Origin of the sequence: Mycobacterium malmoense (assembly GCF_019645855.1) — a bacterium.
In the GTDB taxonomy this organism is placed as follows: Bacteria; Actinomycetota; Actinomycetes; order Mycobacteriales; family Mycobacteriaceae; genus Mycobacterium; species Mycobacterium malmoense.
Genome location: NZ_CP080999.1, coordinates 3,337,085 through 3,363,701, shown reverse-complemented (window position 1 = coordinate 3,363,701; position 26,617 = coordinate 3,337,085). Strand labels below are relative to the sequence as shown.

The following is a 26,617-nucleotide window of genomic DNA, read 5'->3' as shown; positions in this document are numbered from 1 at the left end:
TCCCGGAATGACCAAACTCACCGCCGTTGCCGCTGTCCTGCTCTCGCTTCCTGTCGTGGCCGCGAGCGCATGCAGTTCGCCTCAGCATCCGAGCAGTCAGCCGGGCACCACGCCCCCGGTCAAGAGCGGTTCAGCGTCGGCGACCACCAGCCCGCCGGCCGCCGGCGAATCGCTCACGGCGCAGTTGCATACGGCCGACGGCCGGCAAGTGGCCACGGCCACCTTCGATTTCACCAACGGCTACGCCACCGTCACCGTGAAGACGGTTGCCGCCGGAATCCTGGCGCCCGGTTTTCACGGCATGCACGTCCACGCGATCGGCAAATGCGAACCGAACTCAGTCGCCCCGACCGGTGGCCCGCCCGGCAACTTCTTGTCCGCCGGTGGGCATTACCAGGCGCCCGGGCATACCGGGATGCCCGAAAGCGGCGACCTGACGTCGCTCGAGGTGCGTCAGGACGGCTCCGCCTATTTGGTGACCACCACCGATGCGTTCACCAGGGATGAGCTGCTGGCAGGCGACAAGACCGCATTGATGATCCACGGCGCCGAAAACAGCGACAACGCAATGGAACGGATCGCATGCGGCGTCATCGGCCCGGCCAGCTGAACGGGCCGGGGCCGCGCCTCTAGACTGAGCCGATGCCCGGCCGGATCCCCGATCGTGATATCGCGGCCATCCGCGAGCGGGTCCGCATCGAAGAAGTCGTCGGCGACTACGTGCAATTGCGGCGCGCCGGTGTCGACTCGCTCAAGGGGCTGTGCCCGTTCCACAACGAGAAAACACCGTCGTTTCATGTCCGCCCCAACCATGGCCACTTCCACTGCTTTGGCTGTGGCGAGGGCGGCGACGTGTACGCCTTCGTCCAGAAGATCGAACACGTTAGCTTCGTCGAGGCGGTCGAACTGCTCGCCGACCGGATCGGTCACACCATCAATTACACCGGCGCGGCCACCAGCGTGCAGCGTGATCGCGGCAGCCGCAGCAGGCTCGTCGCGGCCAACGCGGCCGCGGCCGAGTTCTACGCGGCGACGCTGGAGTCCGGGGAGGCCGCGCCGGCCCGGCAGTACCTTGCGGAGCGGAATTTCGACCACGAGGCGGCTCGTCGTTTCGGCTGCGGATTCGCCCCGTCCGGCTGGGATTCACTGACAAAACACTTGCAGCGCAAGGGTTTCGAATTCAAAGAGCTGGAAGCGGCTGGCCTGTCCCGCCAGGGGCGCCGCGGCCTGATCGACCGCTTCCACCGGCGGCTGTTGTGGCCCATCCGCACATCGGCCGGCGAAGTGATCGGGTTCGGGGCGCGGCGGTTATTCGACGACGACCCGATGGAAGCCAAGTACATCAACACGCCCGAGACGCTGCTGTACAAGAAGTCGTCGGTGATGTTCGGCATCGACTTGGCCAAACGCGATATCGCCAAGGGGCACCAGGCGGTTGTCGTTGAGGGCTACACCGACGTGATGGCGATGCATCTGGCCGGGGTCACCACCGCCGTCGCGTCGTGCGGCACCGCGTTCGGCGACGATCACCTGGCCATGCTGCGCAGGCTGATGATGGACGACAGTTTCTTTCGCGGCGAACTCATCTACGTCTTCGACGGCGATACGGCGGGCCGGGCCGCGGCGCTCAAGGCCTTCGACGGCGAGCAGAACCTGGCGGGGCAGTCCTACGTCGCCGTCGCCCCGGACGGCATGGATCCCTGCGACCTACGCCTGAAGGCCGGCGACGGCGCGCTGCGCGACCTGGTGGCCCGGCGAACCCCGTTGTTTGAGTTCGCGATTCGCACCGCGCTTGCCGAGACGGACCTGGACAGCGCCGAGGGCAGGGTGTCCGCGCTGCGCCGCTGCGTGCCCATGGTGGGCCAGATCAAGGACCCCACCCTGCGCGACGAGTACGCCCGCCAACTCGCCGGCTGGGTCGGTTGGGACGACGTGGCGCAGGTCATCGACCGGGCGCGGCGCGAGGCCAAAAAGTCCAAGCCCTCGAGTCGGGGCGGCTCCGGATCCACCGCCCGCCACCGGGTCGCCGAGCGGCCGGCTCCCGCGGCTCCGGCCGAGCCCGCCGCCGCCCGCCCCGACCCGCGCGACCCAACCCTGTGGCCACAGCGCGAGGCGCTCAAGTCGGCGCTGCAGTACCCGGCGCTGGCCGGCCCCGTGTTCGACGCGCTGACCGTTGAGAGCTTCACCCACCCCGGATACGCGGCCGTCCGCGCGGCCATCGACGCGGCCGGTGGCACCTCCACCGGCGTCGCCGGGGCGGAGTGGATCGAGGCGGTGCGCCAGCAAACCACGTCGGCCCTGACCGCGGGCCTGATCAGCGAACTCGGGGTGGAGTCCATCGCCGTCGACGAGGAGAAGCTACCGCGCTACATCGCGGGCGTGCTCGCCCGAATGCAGGAAGTCTGGATGGGCCGGCAGATCGCCGAGGTGAAGTCCAAATTGCAGCGCATGTCGCCCATCGAGCAAGGCGACGACTATCACGCGCTGTTCGGCGACCTGGTCGCCATGGAGGCGTATCGGCGCAGCCTGTTGGAGCAGGCTAGCGGCGACGATCTGACGGTGTGAGGGCCGCGCCGGCCGGCCGCTCCACTGGGCGCTCCGCGCGTTCCTGGACGGCCGTCTGGCCGTCGATCTCGGCCACGGTCACAAACCCGGCGTCGGGCGAGATCCGGTTGGCGATCCTGCGACGCCCGCCCTCGATCATCGACTTGGCCAGGGGACTGCTGGTCAGCGCCCGATAGGTGCCGACGATCTGGTCGTATCTGCGACGTCCGGCCTTCGAACCCAGCAGATAGCCCAGTCCGAGCACCACGACATACCGGATCAAAGCGTTCCTCCCGACGATCGATGGCTCCATCCTGCCTCACCCGGCCGGTTGTGCGCGCGCCCGATCCCTCTGGCTGGGGGCTCGATCGCCGGTCCCTCTAGTTGGGTGCAGGTATGCCAGTACGCTAGAGTCGTCCCGCGATCGGGTTAATCCCCTGTAGCTCAATTGGCAGAGCGTTCGGCTGTTAACCGAAGGGTTGGAGGTTCGAGTCCTCCCGGGGGAGCCTGTTTAACTTTGCCGCCGCGCCTCGCCTTCGTCGTCGTGGCCCCCGTCCGAGGGTGGTGTGGCCTATGGCCCGGCTGGTCCACGTCGATGAGCCACGCCGCCGAAATTCCGAACACCTCTTGAATGCGCAGCGTGACCGCTCGTATGTCGTGAGGTTTTGCGCGATCCGTTTCCCACTGTGCCAGGGACGCCTCACCGACATCGATAGCGTCTGCGAACTCGGCCTGGGTCATTCCGGCAACACTGACGCGCACCTTACGAATGCGGTCGCCGAACGACCACTCGGGAATCACCCAGCCGGTGTCTACTGATGCCATAGGCAAACTATGGCATACCTGCGTAAACCTCGGCAAGCTTAGACAGCCTCGAGCCAGCCTAAACAGACTCAGACTCATCCAGTTCGCGATGAGGGCTTGCTAACTTTGCATAAGGATGCTTAACCTTGCCCCCATGTCGAGTAAGCATCCTGACACAGGTTCAGAGTTCTTAGCGGTTGGCGAAGCGGCGGGCCTGGTGGGTGTGTCCGTCGACACTCTACGCCGGTGGGAACGCAACGGACGCATCATCGCACTTCGCACGCCGACCGGTCATCGCCGCTTTCGCCGTGCGGACATCGAGGCACTGCTTGCCGAAGAGGTTAGCGCGTCGTGACGATCGGTCATCACGGCATTGAGATCCATTGCCGCACTAAGGAATCAACATCATGTCGATTTGATCACGTTGTGGCAGAAAGCAAGTCAAATCGTAAGTGAAGCTGGCTGCAGTGATCAATCACCTGAAGCTAGACGACGCGTGGTCTCATCCGGTGATACGCAATCCCGGCAATTACGTGGGGCGGCACCGGATTCGAGCGAATTATCTCTGGCGCACAACCGACACCCACGACTTTCGAATCAATCCGGATACGGCGATGAAATTCAAGGATGACCGCCACCGCACCGCGTTATGAGCAGGCCGGCATTCACCGGCACCCCGCGTTGTCGACGGTGTCAAACGTACATGGGGCGATCAGGGCGCATGGTGTCGCCGCTAAAACGCAAGACACGTAAGGGCATCAATCAAACCGGCCGATTCGCTGGGAGGCGCCGGTGACCCGTGAGCCAAGTCAGGGACCGCATTCGGCCGGTTCGAGTGCTCCCTGGGCGGCCCCCCCGCGCCATCGGGTCTTGCCGAGCCAAAATCTGGTTGCAATTTAAAATTCCGGGTTCCATATTTTTGTGCCGGCAGTTGGGCCGCGATCCGAGCGTTTCGTGGAGAGTTCGATCGGCTGGGACGACGATGCATTGGTCGTGATCGACCAACGCGCGCTGCCGCACGAGTTGCGCCGGTTGCGGATCACGACGGTCGACGAGGTCATCGACGCGATCAAAACCTTGGCGATTCGGGGAGCGCCCGCGATCGGGGTGTCCGGGGCATTCGGGGTCGTCTTGGCGGCGTTGGCGCACCCGGGCGACGCCGAAAAGGTGGAGCTGGAGGCCGCCCGGATCGCCTCGGCCCGTCCCACCGCGGTGAACCTGACCTGGGGTGTGCGGCGCGCCTTGGCCAAGCTGCCGGAAGGTCCGCGGGGCGTGTTGGCCGAGGCCTTGCAGATGTTGGTCGAGGATGCGCGGGCCAACCGGGCCGCCGCCACTCATGCGGCGGACCTGATCCAGCGGCTATGCCCCGATCGGCCGCTGCGCATCCTGACTCACTGCAACACCGGGCGGCTGGCCACGACCGCGTTCGGCACCGCGATCGGCGCGTTGCGGGTGCTGCATGCCCGCGAGCGGATCGAGAACGTCATGGTCGACGAGACCCGACCGCTGCTACAGGGCGCCCGGCTGACGGCGTGGGAGTTGGCCGAGGCCGGCATCCCGCACCGGCTGACCATCGATTCGGCCGCGCCGTGGGCGATGGCCACCGGCCGGGTGGACTGCGTGATCGTCGGCGCCGACCGCATCGCCGCCGACGGTTCGGTCGCCAACAAGATCGGCACCTATGGCCTGGCGGTGGCGGCTCGCCGGCACGGTATCCCGTTCGTCGTGGTCGCCCCGGAGTCGACGCGCGACCTTGCCACCCCGACTGGACGCGAGATCGTGGTGGAAGAGCGGGCCGCGGACGAGATCACCCATGTCGGTGGCGTCGCGACCGCCCCGGAGGGCGTCGCCGTCTTCAATCCCGCCTTCGACGTCACCCCGCCGGAATTGGTCACCGCGATCGTCACCGAGAACGGCGCGGTCGCACCGAGCCCGGACGTGCCTACTTCACCGAATATCGATGTAGCGCAACGGATTATGGAGACCGCGCGCGGTCTGTATGCGCTCGGCTGGATGCCGGGCACGGCGGGGAATGTTTCGGTGCGCACCGGCGACACCGCGGTGATCACCGGCAGCGGGCTGTCCAAGGGCGAGCTCACCGCGGACGACATGGTGACGGTGAGCGTCGCCGATTCCCGGCCGGTCTCGGGAACGCGCCGTCCGTCGGCAGAGACCACCATCCACACCGCCATCTACCGCGCCACCCACGCCGAGGCCGTGGTGCACATCCACCCGCCGCATGCGACCGCGCAGTCGATCGACGCGCCCGACGCGCTGCGGTTCAGCGGCTACGAGCTGATCAAGGGCCTGGGAGCCGGTCAATCCATCGACATTCCGGTCTTTGCCAATCACGCTGACGTTGCCCGCATCGGCGCCGACATCGAGCGTCATCTGACCAAGCACCCGGACGCCGCGCCCGTGCTGTTCATCGCCGGCCACGGTGTCACCGCGTGGGGCGCCACCCTCGCGCAGGCTCGCGACCGCGCGGAGTGCCTGGAGGCGATGTGTGAGCTGGCGACGCTGACCGGTCGCCGCGAAATCGGCGCCGGCGGCGAGGAACCGAGATGACGCTGTTGCAGATCATGGCCGACGGCGATGCCGCCGACATACGACTGCGCACCGACGACGCAAGCCTGATCGGCGTCGAACTCGACAAGCGGGGCGTGGCATTCGATCGCTGGCCCACGATGCCCGGCCTCGACCCGGACACATCGACCCCCGACATCCTGGCCCATTACCGCGACAAGGTCGCCGGGCTCAACGCCGACGGCCGCTACAAGCACATCGACGTGGCGCGGCTGCGGCCCGACGACGCCGACCCGAGCTGGCCGGACACCGCCAGGGCGGCCCGGCAGAAGTTTCTGTCCGAGCACCGCCACGCCGAGGACGAAGTGCGCTTCTTCGTCGCCGGCCGAGGCTGTTTCTACCTGCACATCGAACCGGAAGTCGTTGCGGTGGTGTGCGAAGGCGGTGACCTGTTGTCGGTGCCGTCAGGCACCCGGCATTGGTTTGACATGGGCGCGCGCCCCGATTTTGTGGCGATCCGCTTCTTCGAGGAACGGGACGGCTGGATCGGCGAGTTCACCGCCGACCCCATCGGCGAACGCTTCCCGACGCTCGATCAGCTGATCGCGGCGTGATCTCCGCGATCGTTATCGACATCGAGGGCACCACCAGCCCGACCAGCTCGGTGCGCGACGGCCTGTACGGCTATACCCGGCAACACATTCGCCGGTGGCTAGCCGAAAACCCGGGCGGCGCAGCCGATTCGGTGATCGCCAACACCCGAGAGCTGGCCGGACGGCCCGGTGCCGGCGCGGCCGAGGTGGCCGACATCCTGCGTGATTGGCTGGATTCCGACGTCAAGGCGGAACCGCTCAAGACCGCCCAGGGCCTCATCTGCGCGGAGGGCTTCCGCGCCGGTGCCCTGCACGGGGAGTTTTACGGCGACGTCCGGCCGGCGCTGGCGGCGTGGCACGAGACCGGCATCTCGCTGTATGTGTTCTCGTCGGGCTCGGTTCGCAATCAACAGGATTGGTTCGCCCACGCCCGCGGGGGAGAGCTGGCGTCATTGATCGGCGGCTGGTTCGATCTGACCACCGCCGGGGCTAAGCGCGAGGACGCGTCCTACCGCCGGATTGCCGAGGCGATCGGACTCCCCGCGGAGCGAATCCTATTTCTGACCGACCATCCCGACGAACTCGACGCCGCGGCCGCCGCGGGTTGGCGGGTGCTTGGGGTGGCGCGGACCGGTGAACCGAATTCCCCGCGGCCCCCGCACCGGTGGGTGAAATCATTCGCCGAGGTCGACCCGCGGTCACCGTAGTCGCTCCCCGTATCGATCACAGCAAGTAATTCAGACCCCACTCCTTCTCCGCGGCGAGCCGAGCCTCGGCACCGTCCATCCCACTTTCGGAGCCCCCACTGGCCAGGGCCACCAAGGCCGAAGCCAGCTTGAACAGCGGCACCCCGTGCCGCTCGCTGGCACTGAGCAGCTCCCGGAAAGCGGTATGGGTGCTGCACCGGCGCCAGCCGACGAGTATCCCCACCGCCGTGTCGAGGGCTCGACTTGCCTGTTGACGGCTCGCGCCGGGATGTTGTTGGCTTGCGAGGGTCTCGATCATTTGCTGCCGACCTCCTGGTCCGAATTATTCTGTGATGCAATGTGTTAGGAAACTGCGGTTGATGGTCCTGAAAAGGTTTGGCCGACGCTCGTGTCATACCGCCGACCGGAATCCGGTTGCGGGAGAAAGCGAAAGACTATTCGAACGTCAGAAAGTGCCAGGAAATCAACGACAACAGTGCCCGGCGCAACAGCGCGTAACGACGAAGCGCTCCATGGCAACTGGCATGGCCCCACTATAGAACATCGCCGTCAGGTGCCGACGGCTTCTATGTGTTTGCCTCACAAGCGATTTAAACCTTGCCCGCGCCGTAGCGTCGGGTATTCTGCACCCGCGCTGTTCAGATGGAGAAGTCCTCGCCGTGCCACACGCCGGCCTCGGGCGGGCGGATCACACGGCCGGTCTGCGGGCCGTCGTTCAATGCCTCCAGCCTGGCCACCCTGGTGAGCAGGGATTGGAGGCTGACTCCCACGAGGTCGGGCATCATCGAATCGTCTGGCCTGCCTCGGCCCGCGCGGCTGATGACCTGCCCCGGAACCCCGACGACCACTGAGTTCGACGGCACCGGCTTGACCACCACGGCATTGGCGCCGATCCTGCTGTCGTCGCCGATCTTGATCGGGCCGAGGACCTTTGCTCCGGCGCCGATGGTCACGCGGTCGCCGACGGTGGGGTGGCGTTTTCCGGTGTCCACGCCGCTGCCGCCGAGGGTGACGCCGTGATAGATGGTGACGTCGTCGCCGATCTCCGCGGTTTCCCCGATCACCACGCCGGTCGCGTGGTCGATGAAGAGGCCAGCGCCGAGGATGGCGCCGGGGTGGATGTCGACTCCGGTCAGGATGCGGGTGAGTTCCGCCAACGTCCGCGCGGCCAGCCTGGCGCCGCGGTTCCATAGCCAGTGGCTGATCCGGTGGCCCCAGATCGCGTGCACGCCTGGGTAGGCGAAGACGACCTGCAGCGCGCTCGGGGCGGCCGGATCCCGCTGTTTGGCCGCCCGGATGTCTTGCCGCATGGCCGCGAGCATGGCTAGTCCACCACGTCGGCGAAGAGCGGCGTGCTCAGATACCGCTCACCGAAGTCGGGCAGGATGACGACGACGAGCTTGCCGGCGTTCTCGGGCCGGCGGGCCACCTGCAGGGCGGCCACCGCGGCCGCGCCCGAGGAGATACCGACCAGCAGGCCCTCCTCCCGGGCCAGCCGCCGGGCTAAATTGATCGCGTCTTCGTTGCCGACGGTGATGACCTCGTCGACCAGGTCCAGCTCGAGCACCGGCGGGACGAAGCCGGCGCCGATGCCCTGGATCGGGTGCGGGCCCTTCTGGCCCCCGGACAGGACCGGCGACGCGGCGGGCTCCACGGCGATGAATTGCGTCGACGGCTTGCGTTCCTTGATCACCTGGGCGACACCGGTGATGGTGCCGCCGGTGCCGACTCCGGACACGAAGATGTCGACCTTCCCGTCGGTGTCGCGCCACACCTCCTCGGCGGTCGTCGCCCGGTGGATCGCCGGGTTGGCCGGGTTCTCGAACTGCTGCGGCACGAAATACCGCTGGTCGGACTTGGCCAGTTCCTCGGCCTTGGCGATGGCGCCGGGCATGCCGTCGGCGCCCGGGGTCAGGACGAGCTCGGCCCCCAACGCGCGCAACAGCATCCGCCGCTCGGTGCTCATCGTCTCCGGCATCGTCAAGACGCAGCGGTATCCGCGCGCCGCGGCCACCATCGCCAGCGCGATGCCGGTGTTTCCGCTCGTCGGCTCGAGGATGATCGTGTCGGGCTTGATCAGGCCCGCCTGCTCGGCGGCGTCCAGCATGGCAACCCCGATGCGGTCCTTCACGCTGTTAGCCGGGTTGAAGAATTCCAGCTTGGCGACGACGTCGGCGACGGCGCCTTCGGTGACCCGGCGCAGCCGGACCAGCGGCGTGTTTCCGACTAGCTGGGTGACGTCCTCGGCGATGCTCATGAGACTTCCTTAGCGATGTCAGTTCAGGTCGGTACAGGGCTCGTCGGCCCGCCAGGTGATGTCGAATTCGATGGCGACGTCTGTCGGCACGATCAGGGCAATGGGCGTGAATCGCCGTGACGCGCCCGCTAACGCCTCACCGGTCAGCACCCGACCGGTGAGGTTGTGCGGTGTTGTTGCGGTCATCGTCGTTGCGGATGTACCCGGGGCCGGACGCAGGTAAAAGTCCGTTCCCGGTCGAACGATGCCGTCGATAGTCAAGCCGTCGTCGTCGACGAGCGTGTGTCCGTCGGTGACGCTGAGCCTCAAAGGGATTCGCACCTGGAACGGTCCTATGAGTTCGGATTCGACTGTGGCATGGGTATCGACTAGTCGCGGTTCTTCGGAGTCGTGCAAGGTTCTGCTTGCCCCGGTGAGTAGGTAATTGTAGAGGTGCACGACGCGATCGGCATTGCGGTAGTGGCGAGTACCGGTCAGCCAGAACCGGACGTGGCCGATTGTCGCGTCGGTGGCGTCAGTCGTGGTGACCAGCCGGTAGTAGCGGTAACCGCGTCCGCCGCCGCCGTGGCTGCTGGCCGAAAGCGTGCTGCCGACGCCCAGTGTGCGTTGGTGTCGACCCTTGCCGGGTCCGATGGTCAGGTGTGAGCCCGAAACATCTTGCCACGCAATGGCATCGGCCGATTTTTGCAGTTTCAGGCCGACGGCCGTGTCGGAGGCCGTCCATACCGAGTAGCCGCCCAGCTGTGGTTGGCCGTCGAATTCGAAGGTGATCACCGGTCCGGCGGTGTGGCTTACGGCGACGGGCACGTTCAGCGGCCGGTTGTCCAGGGCCAGACCGTTGGTGAAATGCCAGATTGCGGCCTGGGTTGCCGCGATGGCTTCGTGTTCGCTGAGGTTGGCCGGTCCCAGCGGGTAGCCGGCGGCGCGTAATCGCCGGCTGAGTTCCGCGATGGTGCGCATCGGGAAGGAGTGGCGCAGGATCCAGTCGACCTCGGCTTCGTGGTCGCGGGTGCGCAGGTGGGGCAGGGTGGACCAGGTGCCCAGCCGGTAGCGCGACGGGAGGTGCGGTGCGATGCCGGCGAAGTCCAGCGAGTAGGCCAGCAGATTGGGGTTCAGCCGGATCAGATCGGTGCGCGCCCAGCTGCCGTCGGTAAACACGATCCTGTCGACGGTGTGGGAGTAGGTGCCGCCCCGGTAGCGCATCATGCGGGCGACTTCGGTGGCCGGCCGGACCAGCACGCGGTGGCGGGTCGCCACCTGCGCCAGGGCGCGGTCGGGTATGGACAACACGGTCATGAGTGGTTGATCTTCCTGAAAGAATTTGGCCTGGATTTGGCTGGACGCGTCTCGTGCCGCCGGGCGGACTATGGGTCCGACCCCTGCGGCGGAAAGCGCGAGGATTTCTACAGCGTCGAGGGCGTCAGGAAATCAACAACAGCAACAACAACAGTCCACGGCGAGGCAGCGCGAAGGAACGAAGCGCGGCTGAACGGCCTGTTGCATGGCCCCACTATAAGGCAGTGTCGGGTCGGGGCGCGTTACGCCCCGTTTGGCTCAGCCCGGCTGTAAATCTTTTGCACCGGTCTTAGACTTGCCTAGGCTCGGCGCGCTGACGCGCTCATGGTCGGGCAATCGTTCACGTGCCCAGCCCCGCCGCGCCATTCGACCAGGACGGAAGGACCACGATGACTGCGCCTCAAAACGAGTCTCAGGCGCTTGGCGATCTCGCTGCCAGGCAGCTTGCGAATGCGACGAAGACTGTCCCGCAGCTCTCGACGATCACGCCGCGCTGGTTGCTGCATTTGCTCAGCTGGGTGCCGGTGGAAGCGGGCCTTTACCGGGTGAACCGCGTGGTCAACCCCGAGCGGGTCGCGATCAAGGCCGAGGAGGGTGCCGGCACCGAAGAACCGCTGCCGGAAACCTACGTCGACTACGAGACCAGCCCGCGCGAATACACGCTGCGGACGATTTCGACCTTGGTCGACATCCACACCCGCGTCTCGGATCTGTACTCCAGCCCGCACGATCAGATCGCCCAGCAGCTGCGGCTGACCATCGAGACGATCAAGGAGCGCCAGGAATTCGAACTGGTCAACAGCCCCGAGTACGGCCTGCTGGCGCAGGTGAGTCCGGAGCAGACGATCCAGACGCTGGCCGGCGCTCCCACGCCCGACGACCTGGACGCGCTGATCACCAAGGTCTGGAAGACGCCGAGCTTTTTCCTGACGCACCCGCAGGGCATCGCCGCGTTCGGGCGCGAGGCCACCTACCGCGGGGTGCCGCCGGTGGTCGTGAGCCTGTTCGGCGCGCAGTTCATCACCTGGCGCGGCATTCCGCTGATCCCGTCGGACAAGGTGCCGCTCGAGGACGGCAAGACCAAGGTCATCCTGGTGCGCACCGGCGAGGAACGCCAGGGCGTGGTGGGCCTGTTCCAGCCGGGCCTGGTCGGTGAGCAGGCGCCGGGGCTGTCGGTGCGCTTCACCGGCATCAACCAGTCGGCGATCGCGACCTACCTGGTGACCCTGTACACGTCCTTGGCCGTCCTCACCGACGACGCGCTCGCCGTGCTCGACGATGTCGCCGTGGACCAGTTCCATGAGTACAAGTGAGTATCGGTCGGTAGACGCCGAAAGCGAACTGCCCATCAGCGCGGCCGAGCTCGCGGCGCTGGCCAGCCAGTTGTATGCCGCCAGCATCCGGCCCGGGCCCGACAGCCCGCCCCAGGCGGCGCCCGTCGCGCCCCGCGGCAGCGTGCCGGATGCCACCGCCGCCACGTCAGCCGGGCAGGCCGCGGTGGGCGCGGCCGATCTGTACTCGGCGCCGGCCCCGTTGATCGGCGTCACCGACATCTATGTCCCGGCGCCGGCCTCTCCCGGACCCGAGCCCTCAGGCCCGCCGCAGGCGGTGCCTGTCGCCCCGCGCGGCACCGTGCCGGATACGACGGCGGCGCCCTCGGCCGCCGCGGCGATCGCGAGCGTCGCCCCCGGCGTAGGTGACCTCAGCGCGTTCGCGGTACCGGGCGAGGGCATCGTCCCGACGGTGCCCGGTGTGCTCGCCGGGGCTTCTGATCAGGGCAAGCCGAGCGTTCCGGTGGCCCCCCGCGGTGCCGTGCCCGGATGGCTGCCCGCGGCGCCGTCGGTCGTCGACCTGGACTGGTCCGACGGGGTGCGGGCGGCGCCCGCCGGTGACGAGCACAACTACTACTTCCTCACCACAGCCGACCCGGTTCCGCAGTTGCCGGACGAGCACGAGGTGTTCGACGTCAACGCGATACGAGCGGACTTCCCGATCCTGAAGGAGACCGTCAACGGCAAGCCGCTGATCTGGTTCGACAACGCCGCGACCACCCAGAAGCCGCAGGTGGTGATCGACCGGCTGTCGTACTTCTACGCCCACGAGAACTCCAACATCCACCGCGCGGCGCACGAGTTGGCGGCCCGGGCGACCGATGCCTACGAAGAGGCCCGTGACACGGTTCGGCGATTCATCGGCGCGGCCAAGGACGAAGAGATCATCTTCGTGCGCGGCACCACCGAAGCCATCAACCTGGTCGCCTACGCCTGGGGCGGCAAGCATTTGGTCCCGGGCGACGAGATCGTCATCACCTACCTGGAGCATCACGCCAATATCGTTCCGTGGCAACTGCTTTCACAGCAGACGGGGGCGATCCTGAAAGTCGCGCCGGTTGACGACGCGGGCAACCTGCTGCTATCGGAGTTCGAGGATCTGCTGGGCCCGCGGACGAAGTTGGTTGCGGCGACCCAGGTTTCGAATGCGCTGGGCACCGTGACGCCGGTTGAGAAGATCGTCGAGCTGGGCCACCGCTACGGTGCGCGGGTGCTGATCGACGGCGCGCAGTCGATCCAGCACCTGCCGGTCGACGTCTCCGAGCTCGGCGTCGATTTCTTCGTGTTCTCCGGCCACAAGATCTACGGTCCCACCGGGATCGGTGTGCTGTACGGGACCGAGGAGGCACTCGCCGAGACACCGCCGTGGCAGGGCGGCGGCAACATGATCGCCGACGTCACCCTGGAACGCTCGCTGTATCAAGGACCGCCGAGCAAGTTCGAGGCCGGCACCGGCAACATCGCCGACGCCGTCGGGCTGGGGGAGGCGCTGCGGTACGTGGAGCGGTTGGGGATCGAGCGCATCGCCGCCCACGAGCACGCCCTGCTGGATTATGCGACCCCGCGCCTGGCCGACATCCCGGGCGTTCGCCTGGTGGGCACCGCAACCGAGAAGGCCAGCGTGCTGTCGTTCGTGCTGGCCGGACACGATCCGGTGGAGGTGGGCAAGGCGCTCAACGCCGAGGGCATCGCGGTGCGCGCAGGTCATCACTGCGCGCAGCCGATTCTGCGGCGCCTCGGGCTGGAGGCCACCGTGCGCCCGTCGTTCGCGTTCTATAACACGTTCGAAGAGATCGACGTGTTCCTCAACGCGGTGCGCCGCATCGCCGAGGGCGGCACCAACGTCGGCTGATTGCCACAGGATCGACCACGACGTTTGTTGCCCGTTGCGTGTCTGTTGCCGCTGGTGCCGGTCCGACGAGGACCGTCGTGCGCCGGTGATCCGCGGGTGAGAGGACTCGGTAGACCCCGAAATCGAGGGGTTTGCTGGTCGTACCGCATGGATGTGGCAAACATATGTCAAAGGTCGTCCACTGGTAGTTGCGTGTTGAACTAAAATTCGGGGGGGGGGGTAACTCTAGGCTTTTCAAAAATATTACGAGCTGTGGTTACGCTCATTTACATAGTTTGCGATGCTCGATGTTTGCTCGACGAAGTTGATTCATCCCACCCGAATCCGCCCGAAACCCAGGTTGCTCTCAGCTACCTTCTGACCATCCGAATTCGACGCACCGATCAAAGGAGATGGTCGTGGACCTTACAGCCCGCCCCCACGTCACCGCTGGCATCGCCCTGGCCAGCGCCGCTGTCCTCGCCGCCGGTCCCATGGCCCAGCACCTACCCGAACACCTTCCCGCAGTAAGCATGTCCGCCATCCAGCTCACGGACGCCGCGAGCGGCATGGTCGATCTGTTCTCCGGTGTGGAAAACGACCTCGCCTCACTCGCCAGCGGATCGGCCGCGGCCGCGGTGCCCGCCAGCCTGGCCGCCGCGGCCTTGGACCCTACCCAGAACCTGATTGTGCAGACGTGGATGAACACGTTCGAGGCGGCGGGCGCCAATCTGCAGGGGATTCTCGATACCTGGAGCCAAACTCCTTTCTTGGCCGCCCAGCAGGTCGCCGCCAATGGGGTCTCTTACGCCAACCTCTACGTCTCCACGTACCAAACCGCCGCGCAGGCCGCCGTGCAGTACTTCTTCGGCACTGGCGGTGCTAGCTTCGGGCCGCTTCTGCAATCGGCGTGGAGCGATTATTTGGCGGGCGACATACCAGATATGACAGGCACGTTGTTTAACGCGTTCTGGGGGCAGCCGCTCACAAACATCGGCCTGCCGATGGAAGCGATCCTGTATATCCCGAATTACATATCGCAAAACTTTGCGACCGCAGTAAACACCCTAGGGACAGGCTATGGTGTTCCAATCCTTGGGGAGTTAGCCCTCTTCGGGCCCTCTGTGGCAATCGCGCCGGCGCTGGGCGACAGTCTGCAGGCCGCGTCCACGGCGTGGGCTGCCGGGGAGCCAGTGGTCGCACTGACTAATCTGCTCAACACCCCCGGTGCAACGGTAAATGCAGTCCTGAACGGATCGGGCGGCAACTTTGGCCTGCTCAGCAATCCCTTCGGCATAACATACCAGCTAGTCTATGGCATCCCCCAGGTCCTGGCACAATCGATCGTTGCTCCTAACGCGACCAATATCGCGAATGGCGGCAGTCTCTCGGGTGCGTTCCAGGGATTTGTGAACCAGTTGATCAATGGCTGGCCATCGCTGAGTCCGGTGATCAACGGCGTTGGTGGTCAATTGACGTCACTGTTGCAAAGCATTCCCTCGGTGTTGTCGAATCTGCCATCGATCTTGGGCACCGTCGGCGCAACGTTGGCCAGCAATATTGGGTTGTTGATTTCCAACCTGCTCAAGTTGCTGTGAATTCGTGGTGGTCGCCGATGCGAGCCGGCGACCCACCAACGGCGATTGGCCCCCTTCCCCCAAAGAAGGGGGCCAATCCGCTTAACTAGCTAGCCGGGCAGAAATCCCTTTGCAGACAACGCATTACGCTCAGCCTGACCGAAACCCTTGCCGTGGACCCGACTTGTCCGAACTGTGGCGTTCGGCAATAGCCGGACGGGATGGTGGTCGTGAATGCCCAAGTAGTGGTCCGGTCCGTAAGTTCGTCGGGGGTTGTGGCCAGACGCCGCTGGCGCCGAGTCTGCGCTGGTGGCATCGAGTCTGCGTCCACGGCCGGCTTTTCGCCTCGGGCGCCGCAACCACCGCAGTCTCGACGCCCAGCCAACAGCGCCCCGACGAACTTACGGGCGGGACCATTAGGTTTCGACACGGCGGGACGAATTTCGCTCAGCGGCGTCAACCTCGGCGCTGGCGACGTTTCCCTTGTCCGGATCCTGCTGCAGCTTTGCCGTCCCGAGTTTCGCGGTCAGATGGGTTGCGGCCGGGTAATTTTCGGGGCACAAGGAACATCGGGAGCGTGCTGGCCAGGTCATCCTCGCGCCCCACCGTAAAACCGCAACACTCTGTTCGGACGCGGCGGCTGGACAGCCGGCCGCGTCGATGTCGACGTCGAGCCATGCGGGTCAATCCTGCGGAGTTCGCCGCGAACGTCGGCCGGCACCAGCCAGATTTCTTCTGGTTGATTGCAACCCTAACGCCGGGCATCGCTCTGCCCGTAAATTCCCGTGTGCTCTATGTGCATAAACAGCGACGATCCATTACAAGCCAATTAATTACGAGCGGGTAAAAATCATTACGAAAATGGGGGACCGGATTGAACCGTATGGACCGCCGTTGGACTGAGTGGGCCTCATGAATGGCACGGCCATCGCAAAGCCCATGGATGCGGTGGGCCAGTTCTTCATGCTCAGCATCGAATCATTGGTTGCCGTGGTGCGAGGGCCGTGGGCGTGGCGGGAGCTTCTCGAGCAAATTTGGTTTGTCGCCCGGGTTTCCATCTTCCCGACGATCATGCTGTCGATCCCGTACACGGTGCTGATCGTGTTCGTCCTCAACATCCTGCTCGTCGAGATCGGCGCCGGGGACCTCTCGGGTGCCGGTGCCGCGCTGGCGTCGGTGACCCAGGTCGGGCCGGTCGTCACCGCGATGGCCGTCGCCGGCGCCGGATCGACCGCGATGTGTGCCGACCTCGGCGCCCGCACCATCCGCGAGGAAATCGACGCCATGAAGGTGATCGGCGTCAATCCGGTTCAGGCCCTGGTGGTTCCGCGCATCATCGCGGCCACCTTCGTCGCGTTGCTGCTCTACTCGGTGGTCGCGGTGACGGGGTTGACCGGCAGCTACATCTTCGTGGTGTTCGTTCAGCATGTGACGCCGGGTGCGTTCATTGCGGGGATGACATTGGTGACGGGGCTTCCGCAGGTGGTGATTTCGCTCATCAAGGCGACCCTGTTCGGGTTGTCCGCGGGCCTGATCGCTTGCTACAAGGGCCTGTCGGTGGGCGGCGGTCCCACCGGTGTGGGGAACGCGGTCAACGAGACCGTGGTGTTCTCGTTCATGGCCCTGTTCTTCATCAACATCGTGGTCACCGCGCTCGGAGTGAAGGTGACCGCCAAGTGAGCGAGGCGGCAAGCGAGCCAACGTGGTTCGCCACCCTTGGTCCCCGGCTGGTTGCCGCCACCCGCAGACTCGGCGAACAGACCGCGTTCTATGGGCAGTCTTTGGCTTCGACCGGCGACGCGGTGCGCCGCTATCCGGGAGAGCTGTTGCGGCTGATCGCCGAGATGGGCATGGGTACGGGCGCGCTCGCGGTGATCGGGGGCACCGTGGGCATCATCGGCTTCCTGACGCTGACCACCGGTGCCCTTGTCGCGGTGCAGGGCTACGACACCTTGTCCAATATCGGGGTCGAGGCGCTGACCGGTTTCCTGTCGGCCTTCTTCAACGTCCGGATGATCGCGCCGTGCACGGCCGGCGTTGCGCTGGCCGCCACGATCGGTGCCGGGACGACGGCACAGCTGGGTGCGATGCGCATCAACGAGGAGATCGACGCGCTGGAGGTCATGGGCATCCGGTCGATCACCTATCTGGCGTCGACGCGGATCATCGCCGGCATCCTGGTCGTCATCCCGCTCTACGCCGTCGCCGTGTTGATGTCGTTCGCCGCGGCCAAGTTCGGCACGATCTACATCTACGGCCAGTCGCGCGGCGTGTATGAGCACTACTTCTCCACGTTCCTGCGTCCCACCGACCTGTTCTGGTCGTTTTTGGCGGCGCTGACGATGGCGGCGGGGGTGATGGTCGTGCACACCTACTACGGCTTCACCGCGACGGGTGGCCCCGCCGGTGTGGGGGAGGCGGTCGGTCGTTCGGTACGGTCATCGATGATCGTCACGGCCTTTGTGTGCCTGATGATTTCGTTGTCCATCTACGGGCAGTCCGGCAACTTCAACCTGTCGGGATGACCGACATGAGCAACGGACGCCGAAGGCACAGCACGGGCAATAGCGCCCGCCGGGGCAAGATCGACCCGATCTGGTGGGCGCCGACCCTGTTCATCCTGGTCGCGGGCCTGGTTGCGCTGACCGCCGCGTCGTTCTCCGGTACGTTCCGCCCGTTCATCCCGCTCACCCTGGTGTCGGACCGGGCGGGACTGGTGATGGAACCCGGCGCGAAGGTGAAGCTGCGAGGCGTGCAGGTCGGCCAGGTCGCCTCGATTGGCACCGACGTGAAAGCCGCTCAGCTGCAACTGAAAATGGACCCGGGGCCGTTCAAATACCTGCCGAGCAACCTCGAGGCCGAGATCAAATCGACCACCGCCTTTGGGTCCAAGTACGTCGACCTGATCGAGCCCGACCATCCCAGCCGGACACCGCTGAAGCCCGGCGCCGTGCTGCATTCCCGCAACGTCACCGTCGAGGTCAACACGGTTTTCCAGAACCTGCAGTCGGTGGTCCAGGCACTTGACCCGGCGAAGCTGAACGCGATCTTGTCGGCCTTCGCGCAATCGTTGCGCGGTAAGGGGGATCGGCTCGGACAGGCGATCACCGATGCCAACAACCTGCTGCTGACTGTCAACCCGCGGATGGGGACAATTCACAAGGACTGGCGGCTCTTCGGCAAGACCATGGCCGCCTATTCCGATGCGGCGCAAGATATTCTGTCGATCCTGGACTCGGCGGCGACCACCAGCGCCACCCTCACCGAAAACCAGCGGTCGCTCGACACGCTGCTGTTGTCGGCGGCGGGCTTCAGCCAGGCCGGCATCAACGTGATCGGCAACAACGAATCCAACATCGTGCGATCAATAAACCTGCTCGACCCGACTATGGCACTGCTGCAGACATACTCTCCCACTTACACGTGCCTGTTCCAGGGTGCGCAGTGGTACGTGGACCACGGCGGCCGGGATGCATTGGGTGGCAATGGCTATTCGTTCATTATGGACGCCGGCCTGCTTTTCGGCGACGACCCGTACCGCTACCCGAGACACCTTCCGAAGGTGAATGCAACCGGCGGTCCGGGAGGCAGCCCCAGCTGTGGTTCGCTGCCCGATCCGAGCGCGAACTTCCCGGTGCGTGCGCTGGTCACCGACACCGGCTGGGGCGCCGCTCCGGACGAGGTCCGCACCAGTCCGTGGGTCGGCAATCCGTGGTGGGCCAACTACTTCCCGACCACCAAGAACCCTCCGGAGCCGCCGCGCTACTTCTACCGCGGGGGGCAGCCGCCGCCATGAAAAGACGAAAGATGTCCGCGATCGTGGCCCGTGTCGCGTTATTTACCGCCGTCTGTCTGGTATTCACGTTCACGTTGATCGCGGTGTTCGGGCAGTTGCGCTTCGAGGACCGCACCGGCTACCAAGCGGTCTTCACGAACATATCCGGTCTGAAGTCCGGCAACTTCGTCCGCATCGCCGGGGTGGAGGTCGGCAAGGTCGGCGACCTCACCCTGCATCGCGAGGGCGCGGTGACCGTCGGCTTCGCGGTGGACAACGGGGTGCGGCTCACCGAGGGCACCAAAGCGGTGGTGCGCTACGAAAACTTGATCGGCGACCGCTATCTGGCGCTCGAAGACGGTCCCGGCCCGCCACGCCGCCTGCCGGCGGGAGCGACGATTCCACTGGCACGAACGTCACCCGCACTGGACATCGATGCGTTGATCGGGGGCTTCCGTCCGCTGTTTCGGGCGCTGGATCCCGACCAGGTCAACGCCCTGTCCGGTGAATTGCTACGAATTTTCCAGGGGCAGGGCGGCACCATCGCCTCGGTGCTGGCGCAGACCTCGGTGCTGACCTCGACGCTGGCCGGGCGCGGTGAGCTGATCGGCGAGTTGATCACCAACTTGAACACCGTCTTGCACACCTTCGCCGTGCGCGACCACGAGTTCTCCGACGGATTGGACAAGCTGTCCCAGCTCGTGGACGGCTTAGCGCAGCGGAAGGCCGACATTTCCACCGGGCTGGCTTATATCAACGCGGCATCCGGGTCGGTCGCCGATCTGCTCGTGCAAACGCGCCAGCCGATCAAGGACGTGGTGCGCGAAACCGACCGCATGTCCGGCCAGGTGCTATCCGACCGTGACTATGTGGACGGCTTGCTCAAGCAGCTCCCCGACGTTTATCAGGTGCTAGCTCGGCAGGGCCTGAATGGCGACTACTTCGGATTCTATTTCTGCGAAGTGTTGCTCAAGCTCAACGGCAAGGGCGGCAACCCGATTTTCGTCAAGCTGTTCGGCCAACCCAGCGGGCGGTGCACACCCCAATGAAGCTGCCCAAGATAAGACCGCTCAGCCAGCGCAGCCCCGTCGTGGTCGGGGTGATGGGAACCGCGATCGTGACCTTGGTGGTCGTCGCCGCTTTCCAATACGACAAGCTGCCGTTCGTCAAGAACACCAACGACTATTCGGCCTATTTTTCCGAAGCCGGCGGCATCAAACCCGGTAGCACGGTTCGGGTCTCCGGCATGGGAGTCGGCAGGGTCTCCGACATCCGCCTGGAGGGCACGAAGGTTCGCGTCGGGTTTACCGTCCGCAAGAGCGTCCAACTGGGCGACCGCACCGAAGCGGCGATCAAGACCGAGACAATCCTTGGCAGCAAGATGCTCGAGCTCACCTCGCGTGGCGAGGGAAAGCTGACGGGCACCATTCCGCTGGAACGTACCACCTCGCCCTATGACCTTCCCGTCGCGTTGGGTGACCTGACGACCACGATCAGCGGCCTGGACACCAGCCAACTCTCTTCGGCGCTAATGACATTGGCCGACACCTTCAAGGAAACGCCACCGGATCTCAGGCCCGCACTGCAGGGAGTGGCCCGGTTCTCGGAGACGCTCAACACCCGCGACGCGCAGCTGCGCAGCCTGTTGGGCAACGCCAACAAGGTCTCCGCGGTGCTGGGCCGGCGCAGCCAACAGATCGCCGGCCTGGTGGCGGACTCCAACGCGCTGCTGGCCGCGCTGCTGGCCGAACGAGATTCACTCGACGCCCTCATGAACAACCTCACCACGGTGTCGCATCAAATCTCGGGGCTGGTCAACGACAACCGAACTCAACTCAAGCCGGCCCTCGACAAGCTCAACGGGGTGCTCGAGATCCTGGACAACCGCAAACAGGACCTGCAAAGGACCTTGCCCAAGTTCAAGCGATACGCGATGTCGTTCGGCGAAGTGTTGGGATCGGGACCGTTTTTCAAGGCCTACGTTGCCAACCTGATTCCCGGCCAGATCAGCGGGCCGACGATCGACGCCCGCATGTATGACCGGTTCTTGGATCCCAACCAGGGGTTGCCATCGGAGTCGGTGGATCCGCCAACCGGAACACCACCCGTCCCGCCGGAGGACGCACCGCACCCGATCTGGTCCCAGCCGCCCTCTCCCGGGCCCGCGCCGGGCCCGCCTCCCGAGCCGAGTCCCGCGCCCACGCCCGCCGAACGCGGTGCGCAGTGAACATCAGCCGTACCACCCTTCAAAGGGTGACCGCCGTCATCCTGGTCGCGACGCTGGCCATGGCTTCGTTCCTGGTCGGCAAGAAGCTGTGGAAGGATGTCGAAAAGAACACGTACTCAGCGTATTTCGCCGAGGCCAACGGCCTGTTCGTCGGTGACGAGGTTCGGATCCTCGGTGTCGCCGTCGGCGTGGTGGACAAGATTGAGCCGCAGCCCACCAGCTCCAAGGTGACGTTCTCCGTCGAGAAGCAGTATCCGGTCCCCGCCGATGCCCGCGCCGCAATCCTGTCGCCGTCGTTGGTGACGTCCCGGGCGGTCCAACTGGTCCCCGCGTACTCCGGCGGGCCCAAATTGAGCCCCGGCGCATCGATCCCGCTGAACCGCACGGCGGTGCCGGTCGAATGGGACGACTTCCGCAAGCAGCTGGAAAAGTTGACCGACGCGCTGCAGCCCACCGGCCCGGGCGGCGTGAACTCGGCCGGCGAATTCGTCAACTCCGCCGCGGACAACCTGCGTGGCCAGGGAGACACCGCGCGTGACACGGTGATCAAGCTCTCCCAAGCGATCTCGGCACTCGGTGACCACGCCGACGACATCTTCAGCACGGTGCACAATCTTCAGCTGCTGGTGTCGGCGCTGTACTCCAGCAGCGATCTACTGGCTTCGTTCAACCAGAACCTGGCCAGCGTGACGACCGTGCTGTCAAACACACCCAACGAAGTCGCCAACGCGGTGAAGGGCCTGGACCAGGCCCTGGCGGATGTGCGCGACTTTCTCGCCGAAAACTCCGAAGCGACGGGTGTCACGTTCGACCGGCTGGGTTCCATCACGACCGCGCTCAACGACAGCCGCGGTGACATCAAACAGATCCTGCACGTCGCCCCGACGGTGTTCCAGAACTTCATGAACATCTACCAGCCGGCGCAGAGCGCGATGACCGGCATCATCGCCTTGAACAACTTCGCCGACATCCCGCAGTGGATCTGCAGCTCGATCGAGGCGGCGTCGCGGCTGCGGTTGGACCGGGTGTCGAAGCTGTGCCTGCAATACATCAATCCGATCATCAAGAACCGGATCTACAACTACATACCGGCGGGGATCAACCCGTTCGTCGGGACCCAGGCCCGGCCCAACGAAATCACCTACAGCGAGGACCGGCTTCGGCCCGGCTACACGCCCCCTGAATCAACGCCGCCGCCCGAGGGAACCCCGCCGGCCGAGGCGCCACCTACGCCGCCACCGAACACCACGATGAGCTCAACCCAAGTGCTGCAGAACCTGATGCTTCCGACGGGTCCGTCGTGAGGCGCGCCACGGTTGCGGCGCTCTGCCTTGCGTGCATTGCCGCGCTTCCGGCGTGTGGATGGCGTGGCCTGAATTCGTTCACGCTGCCCGGTACCGCCGGCGGGGGACCGGGCTCCTACACGATCCAGGCCCAAATGCCCGATGTCGTAACCATTCAGGAGAACACCCGCGTCCGGGTCGACGACGTCAACGTCGGCAACGTCACCAAGATCGAACTGCAAGACTGGCACGCGCTGGTCACCATGCGCATCAATGGCGATGTCCACTTGCCGGCCAATTCGACGGCCAAGCTCGGGCAGACCAGCCTGCTCGGCTCCATGCACATCGAACTCGCGCCGCCCACGGACGAGCCGCCGGTCGGCCAACTCAAAAACGGGTCGGTCATCCCGTTGTCGCGTGCGAGCATGTATCCGACCACCGAGCAGACCTTGGCCTCGGTGTCGATCCTGCTCAACGGCGGCGGAATTGGTCAGCTGCAGGAAATCAACCAGGCGCTCGCCAAGGCGTTCGCCGGCCGCGAAAACGACATGCGCAGCCTGCTCGGCCAGTTGGACGAGTTCATCGCCGGCACCAACGCGCAGACCGACGACATCATCGCCGCCGCAGAGAATCTCAACTCGCTCGCCGGCCAGGTCGCCGCCAAAGATCGGGTCGTGGACAAGGCGTTGACGACCGTGCCCAAAGCGCTGGCGGTACTGGCCGAGGAGCGTACCAAGATCGCCGACGCGATCGATCAGCTGGGCAAGTTCAGCGCGATCGCGGCCGACACGATCCACCAAAGCAAGGAATCCCTGGTGAACAACCTGCGCAACATCGCGCCGGTGCTGCGGTCGCTCGCCGACGCCGGGCCGGCCCTCACCAAAGGACTGGACGGATTGGCGACCTATCCGTGGCCGACATCGACTGTGACCAACTGGTTCCGTGGCGACTATGCCAACCTCACGATGATCGTCGATTTGACATTGAGTCGTATCGATACCGGGATCTTCACCGGCTCGCGCTGGGAAGGCAATCTTACCCAGCTCGAGCTGCAGTGGGGACGCACGATCGGCATGCAGCCGAGCCCGGCCACGGCGGGCAACCCGCTGACCTATCCGTACCACTTCGGGGGATACTGAATGCTGCGCCTGAATCGCAGGACGTGGATCCAGTTGGCAGTTTTGCTCCTGGTGACGGTAGTTTCTTGTGGCGCAATGGCATTCGACTTCATGAAGCTGCCCGCGACGCTGTTCGGGATCGGGGAGTACAACGTCACGGTCGACCTGTCGCAGTCGGGCGGGCTCTACCAGACCTCGGTCGTCACCTATCGCGGCACCGACGTCGGCCAGGTCAAGTCGGTAGAGGTCACCGCCACCGGGGTGCGCGCGGTGCTGGCGATGAGGTCTGGAGTCAAGGTGCCGTCGGACGTCCAGGCGTCGGTGCACAGCCGCTCGGCGATCGGCGAGCAATACATCGAACTGACACCGCAGCCGGGGAAGGACGGAGAACATTCCCGGCCACTGCGTGCCGGCGATGTCATTCCCGCTGGCCGCGTCGACGTGCCCGTCGACATCGGGCACCTGCTCGACCTGACAAACCGTGCGCTGCAGGCGATTCCGCGGGACAACTTGCGTACGGTGATCGACGAGACCAACCGAGCGGTCGGCGGGCTCGGACCCGAGTTGTCCAGGATCGTCGACGGGTCAACGGCGTTGGCCATTGCCGGTGGCCGGACCGTCGGTCCGCTCGCCGCCCTGATCGACCAGTCCCCTCCGGTGCTCAATTCCCAGGTGCAGACATCGGGTGCGATCGCCACGTGGGCCGATCGAACCGCGGCGATCATGGCGCAGTTCAAGGCGCAGGACGCGGCGGTGCGAGACCTGCTGACGCGGGGAAGCTCCGGACTGGAGGAAGGTCGCGCGCTGTTCGACCGGATAGCGCCCGCGGTTCCGGTGCTGATGGTCAACCTGGTCAGCCTCGGCGACATCGCCGTCGTCTACCGCCACGACATCGAGCAACTGCTGGTGCTGCTCCCGCAAGGCATTGCGGTTATGTCGGCGGCGCTCGTGCCGAACTTGGGCACCAAGCAGGGTTACCGCGGTTTCTATCTGGATTTCAACCTCAACATCAACCTGCCGCCGCCGTGCACGACCGGCTTCCTTCCGCCCACGCAGCGTCGCTCACCGGCCAGCGTGGACGCTCCGGACCGACCTGCGGCCGATCTCTATTGCAGGATTCCGCAGGATTCCGAACTCAATGTGCGTGGCGCGCGCAACATTCCGTGCGAGGCCAAGCCGTGGAAGCGCGCCCCCACCGTCGAGCTGTGTGAAAGCGACGAGGAGTACGTGCCGCTCAACGACGGCTACAACTGGAAGGGCGATCCGAACGCCACCTACAGCGGCCAGGGCGTGCCGCAGTATCCGCCGGGGCAAGATCCGCGGCTGCCAGGGCCGCGGGACACCGCGCCACCGCCGCTCGCCGTTGCGACCTATGACCCCGCCACCGGTGACTACATCGGGCCTGACGGGCACCGCTACACCGAGTCGGACTTGGCACATCCGCGTGCCAAGAGCTGGCAGTCGCTGCTGGTGCCGCCACCGTAAGTGAAGGAGTAAATATGGCCGACGAACCCGACGAACCCGACGAAATCGATGAGGGCACAAGCGAAGCCACGGCCCGGCCCGCCCCGCGGCGTCGGCTTTCGAGTGTCGGATCGGCGCTGGCGGTCAGCGCTCTAGTCGTGGCCGCGATAGCCGGATCGACCGGCTGGCTCGGATACCGCGCCTACCAAAAGCATGAGGCGCAGGTCCAGCGCGAGCTGTTCGTTCAGGTTGCTCGCCAGGGCGCGGTGAACCTCACCACGATCAACTACACCGAGGTCGATGCCGACGTGCAACGGATCCTCGATTTGGCCACCGGGGCCTTCCGCGATGACTTTGAGCAGCGGTCCAAGCCGTTCATCGAAGTCGTGAAGGCCGCGCAGTCCAAATCGGAAGGCACGGTCACCGAGGCCGGCCTCGAGTCCCAGCGGGGCGACTCGGCCCAGGTGTTGGTGGCGGTCGCGGTGAAGTCGCGGACCGCCGGCGGCGAGGAGGCGCCGCGGGAATGGCGCATGCGAATCGAGGTTCGCTCCGTCGGCGCCAGAGACGCCAAGGTGTCCAACGTGGTGTTCGTGCCATGACCACACTCAGCGAAAACACCGAAAGCGCCGCCGCGCGCGACAAGGAGATAGTCAATGGTGACGGAGAAGATTCGGCCGAGGCGATGTCCCAAGATCTAGAGCCGACGCCGGAAGACCAGGCCAAGCAAGAAGATTCGGCGGCAGCCGAGGCCGACGCGGCGTCCGACACCACGCGCAAACGGCGGCGGATCGCCTGGCCACGCGTGCTCGCTTACGGTCTATTGCCCGGATTCGCGTTGCTGCTGGCGTTGGCGGCGGGCTGCTTCAAGTGGGTGGACGGGTCGGTCGACGACGTGGCGCGGGCCCGCACGGAATCGGTGCGAGCCGCCAGCGAAGACGCGGTCGCCTTGTTGTCCTACCGGCCGGACTCGGTGGACAAGGACCTCGGTGCGGCGCGTGAACGGCTGACCGGTGATTTCAAGGATGCGTACACCACGCTGACCCGCGAGGTGGTCATTCCGGGTGCCAAAGAAAAGCACATCGCGGCGGTGGCGAAAGTTAATGCGGCAGCATCGGTTTCGGCAACCGCCAACCACGCCGTGGTGCTGTTGTTCGTCAATCAAACCGTCACCATCGGCGACGGCGCTCCCACGGATACCCAGCCCGTCATTCGCGTCACGCTGGACGAGGTAAACGGTCGATGGCTGGTTTCGCGTTTCGACCCGGTGTGAGCCGAGGGGGCCAC

The 26,617-nt window shown here is 65.5% G+C and carries 25 protein-coding genes, 1 tRNA gene and 1 pseudogene; 21 read left to right on the top strand and 6 right to left on the bottom strand.

Annotated features, from left to right (window positions below; translation table 11 throughout):
• Positions 1 to 7: 7 nt before the first annotated feature.
• Complete coding sequence (gene sodC / locus K3U93_RS15600) at positions 8 to 610, top strand: superoxide dismutase[Cu-Zn] (protein WP_083010409.1); 603 nt, start codon at positions 8 to 10, stop codon at positions 608 to 610.
• 32 nt (positions 611 to 642) lie between these two features.
• Positions 643 to 2,565: a DNA primase gene (dnaG, locus tag K3U93_RS15595; RefSeq protein WP_083010410.1), complete on the top strand. Its 1,923-nt coding sequence runs from the start codon at positions 643 to 645 to the stop codon at positions 2,563 to 2,565.
• On the opposite strand, the gene K3U93_RS15590 is transcribed toward dnaG, so the two are convergent.
• On the bottom strand, positions 2,540 to 2,827 hold the full coding sequence (locus tag K3U93_RS15590; RefSeq protein ID WP_083010411.1) for a hypothetical protein: 288 nt from the start codon (positions 2,825 to 2,827) through the stop codon (positions 2,540 to 2,542). The two genes, dnaG and K3U93_RS15590, sit on opposite strands and share 26 nt — an antisense overlap.
• A 150-nt stretch (positions 2,828 to 2,977) precedes the next feature.
• Here K3U93_RS15590 and K3U93_RS15585 point away from each other — a divergent pair.
• A tRNA-Asn gene (locus tag K3U93_RS15585) sits at positions 2,978 to 3,050 on the top strand.
• A 109-nt stretch (positions 3,051 to 3,159) separates the two neighbouring features.
• On the opposite strand, the pseudogene K3U93_RS25510 reads toward K3U93_RS15585, so the two are convergent.
• Positions 3,160 to 3,369: pseudogene (locus tag K3U93_RS25510) on the bottom strand (helix-turn-helix transcriptional regulator); the annotation flags it as partial.
• 133 nt (positions 3,370 to 3,502) lie between these two features.
• Here K3U93_RS25510 and K3U93_RS15575 point away from each other — a divergent pair.
• The 5 genes from K3U93_RS15575 to mtnC all read left to right on the top strand — a co-directional run bounded on the left by K3U93_RS15575 (position 3,503) and on the right by mtnC (position 7,174).
• Positions 3,503 to 3,703, top strand: a complete 201-nt coding sequence (locus K3U93_RS15575; protein WP_083010412.1) for a MerR family transcriptional regulator — start codon at positions 3,503 to 3,505, stop codon at positions 3,701 to 3,703.
• 97 nt (positions 3,704 to 3,800) lie between these two features.
• Positions 3,801 to 4,001 (top strand): hypothetical protein, encoded by a 201-nt coding sequence (locus tag K3U93_RS15570; RefSeq protein ID WP_083010413.1) that lies wholly within the window; start codon positions 3,801 to 3,803, stop codon positions 3,999 to 4,001.
• 301 nt (positions 4,002 to 4,302) lie between these two features.
• Positions 4,303 to 5,916, top strand: coding sequence for a bifunctional S-methyl-5-thioribose-1-phosphate isomerase/methylthioribulose 1-phosphate dehydratase (locus K3U93_RS15565; protein ID WP_083010414.1), 1,614 nt, complete (start codon positions 4,303 to 4,305; stop codon positions 5,914 to 5,916).
• Positions 5,913 to 6,488 (top strand): 1,2-dihydroxy-3-keto-5-methylthiopentene dioxygenase, encoded by a 576-nt coding sequence (locus tag K3U93_RS15560; protein ID WP_083010415.1) that lies wholly within the window; start codon positions 5,913 to 5,915, stop codon positions 6,486 to 6,488. The genes K3U93_RS15565 and K3U93_RS15560 overlap by 4 nt, the downstream gene beginning before the upstream one ends.
• On the top strand, positions 6,485 to 7,174 hold the full coding sequence (gene mtnC, locus K3U93_RS15555; protein WP_083010416.1) for an acireductone synthase: 690 nt from the start codon (positions 6,485 to 6,487) through the stop codon (positions 7,172 to 7,174). Before K3U93_RS15560 ends, mtnC begins: the two co-directional genes overlap by 4 nt.
• Before the next feature lie 16 nt (positions 7,175 to 7,190).
• On the opposite strand, the gene K3U93_RS15550 is transcribed toward mtnC, so the two are convergent.
• From K3U93_RS15550 to K3U93_RS15535, 4 genes are all read right to left on the bottom strand, one after another.
• Positions 7,191 to 7,472, bottom strand: coding sequence for an ANTAR domain-containing protein (locus tag K3U93_RS15550; RefSeq protein WP_083010417.1), 282 nt, complete (start codon positions 7,470 to 7,472; stop codon positions 7,191 to 7,193).
• A 340-nt stretch (positions 7,473 to 7,812) separates the two neighbouring features.
• Positions 7,813 to 8,496 (bottom strand): serine O-acetyltransferase, encoded by a 684-nt coding sequence (cysE, locus tag K3U93_RS15545; RefSeq protein ID WP_083010418.1) that lies wholly within the window; start codon positions 8,494 to 8,496, stop codon positions 7,813 to 7,815.
• A 2-nt stretch (positions 8,497 to 8,498) separates the two neighbouring features.
• Positions 8,499 to 9,431 carry a cysteine synthase A gene (gene cysK, locus K3U93_RS15540; RefSeq protein WP_083010419.1) on the bottom strand — a complete coding sequence of 311 codons (933 nt, stop codon included), beginning with the start codon at positions 9,429 to 9,431 and terminating at the stop codon, positions 8,499 to 8,501.
• A gap of 18 nt (positions 9,432 to 9,449) precedes the next feature.
• The gene (locus K3U93_RS15535) at positions 9,450 to 10,727 is read right to left on the bottom strand and encodes a thioester domain-containing protein (RefSeq protein WP_083010420.1); all 1,278 of its coding nucleotides are present in this window, start codon (positions 10,725 to 10,727) and stop codon (positions 9,450 to 9,452) included.
• Positions 10,728 to 11,116: 389 nt separating this feature from the next.
• Here K3U93_RS15535 and K3U93_RS15530 point away from each other — a divergent pair, with 389 nt between their 5' ends.
• The 13 genes from K3U93_RS15530 to K3U93_RS15470 all read left to right on the top strand — a co-directional run bounded on the left by K3U93_RS15530 (position 11,117) and on the right by K3U93_RS15470 (position 26,603).
• Complete coding sequence (locus K3U93_RS15530; RefSeq protein ID WP_071511543.1) at positions 11,117 to 12,040, top strand: family 2A encapsulin nanocompartment shell protein; 924 nt, start codon at positions 11,117 to 11,119, stop codon at positions 12,038 to 12,040.
• Positions 12,027 to 13,910 carry a family 2A encapsulin nanocompartment cargo protein cysteine desulfurase gene (locus K3U93_RS15525; protein WP_083010421.1) on the top strand — a complete coding sequence of 628 codons (1,884 nt, stop codon included), beginning with the start codon at positions 12,027 to 12,029 and terminating at the stop codon, positions 13,908 to 13,910. The genes K3U93_RS15530 and K3U93_RS15525 overlap by 14 nt, the downstream gene beginning before the upstream one ends.
• Before the next feature lie 398 nt (positions 13,911 to 14,308).
• A complete protein-coding gene (locus K3U93_RS15520) occupies positions 14,309 to 15,487 on the top strand; it encodes a hypothetical protein (RefSeq protein WP_139796909.1) in 1,179 nt (392 codons plus the stop codon).
• Between the two features lie 891 nt (positions 15,488 to 16,378).
• Positions 16,379 to 17,146 (top strand): MlaE family ABC transporter permease, encoded by a 768-nt coding sequence (locus K3U93_RS15515; protein WP_083010423.1) that lies wholly within the window; start codon positions 16,379 to 16,381, stop codon positions 17,144 to 17,146.
• On the top strand, positions 17,143 to 17,991 hold the full coding sequence (locus K3U93_RS15510) for an MlaE family ABC transporter permease (RefSeq protein WP_083010424.1): 849 nt from the start codon (positions 17,143 to 17,145) through the stop codon (positions 17,989 to 17,991). Before K3U93_RS15515 ends, K3U93_RS15510 begins: the two co-directional genes overlap by 4 nt.
• A 5-nt stretch (positions 17,992 to 17,996) precedes the next feature.
• Positions 17,997 to 19,262 (top strand): MCE family protein, encoded by a 1,266-nt coding sequence (locus tag K3U93_RS15505; protein WP_083010477.1) that lies wholly within the window; start codon positions 17,997 to 17,999, stop codon positions 19,260 to 19,262.
• Positions 19,259 to 20,290 carry an MCE family protein gene (locus K3U93_RS15500; RefSeq protein WP_083010425.1) on the top strand — a complete coding sequence of 344 codons (1,032 nt, stop codon included), beginning with the start codon at positions 19,259 to 19,261 and terminating at the stop codon, positions 20,288 to 20,290. Before K3U93_RS15505 ends, K3U93_RS15500 begins: the two co-directional genes overlap by 4 nt.
• Positions 20,287 to 21,468: an MCE family protein gene (locus K3U93_RS15495; RefSeq protein ID WP_139796910.1), complete on the top strand. Its 1,182-nt coding sequence runs from the start codon at positions 20,287 to 20,289 to the stop codon at positions 21,466 to 21,468. Before K3U93_RS15500 ends, K3U93_RS15495 begins: the two co-directional genes overlap by 4 nt.
• On the top strand, positions 21,465 to 22,772 hold the full coding sequence (locus K3U93_RS15490) for an MCE family protein (RefSeq protein ID WP_083010426.1): 1,308 nt from the start codon (positions 21,465 to 21,467) through the stop codon (positions 22,770 to 22,772). Before K3U93_RS15495 ends, K3U93_RS15490 begins: the two co-directional genes overlap by 4 nt.
• Entirely contained in the window at positions 22,769 to 23,890 is a 1,122-nt protein-coding gene (locus K3U93_RS15485) for an MCE family protein (RefSeq protein WP_071511551.1), read from the top strand. Before K3U93_RS15490 ends, K3U93_RS15485 begins: the two co-directional genes overlap by 4 nt.
• Positions 23,891 to 25,354: an MCE family protein gene (locus K3U93_RS15480; protein WP_083010427.1), complete on the top strand. Its 1,464-nt coding sequence runs from the start codon at positions 23,891 to 23,893 to the stop codon at positions 25,352 to 25,354. It begins immediately after the preceding gene.
• Between the two features lie 14 nt (positions 25,355 to 25,368).
• Positions 25,369 to 25,932 carry an Rv1363c family protein gene (locus K3U93_RS15475; RefSeq protein WP_230981306.1) on the top strand — a complete coding sequence of 188 codons (564 nt, stop codon included), beginning with the start codon at positions 25,369 to 25,371 and terminating at the stop codon, positions 25,930 to 25,932.
• The gene (locus K3U93_RS15470) at positions 25,929 to 26,603 is read left to right on the top strand and encodes a hypothetical protein (RefSeq protein ID WP_230981304.1); all 675 of its coding nucleotides are present in this window, start codon (positions 25,929 to 25,931) and stop codon (positions 26,601 to 26,603) included. The genes K3U93_RS15475 and K3U93_RS15470 overlap by 4 nt, the downstream gene beginning before the upstream one ends.
• Positions 26,604 to 26,617: the final 14 nt, after the last annotated feature.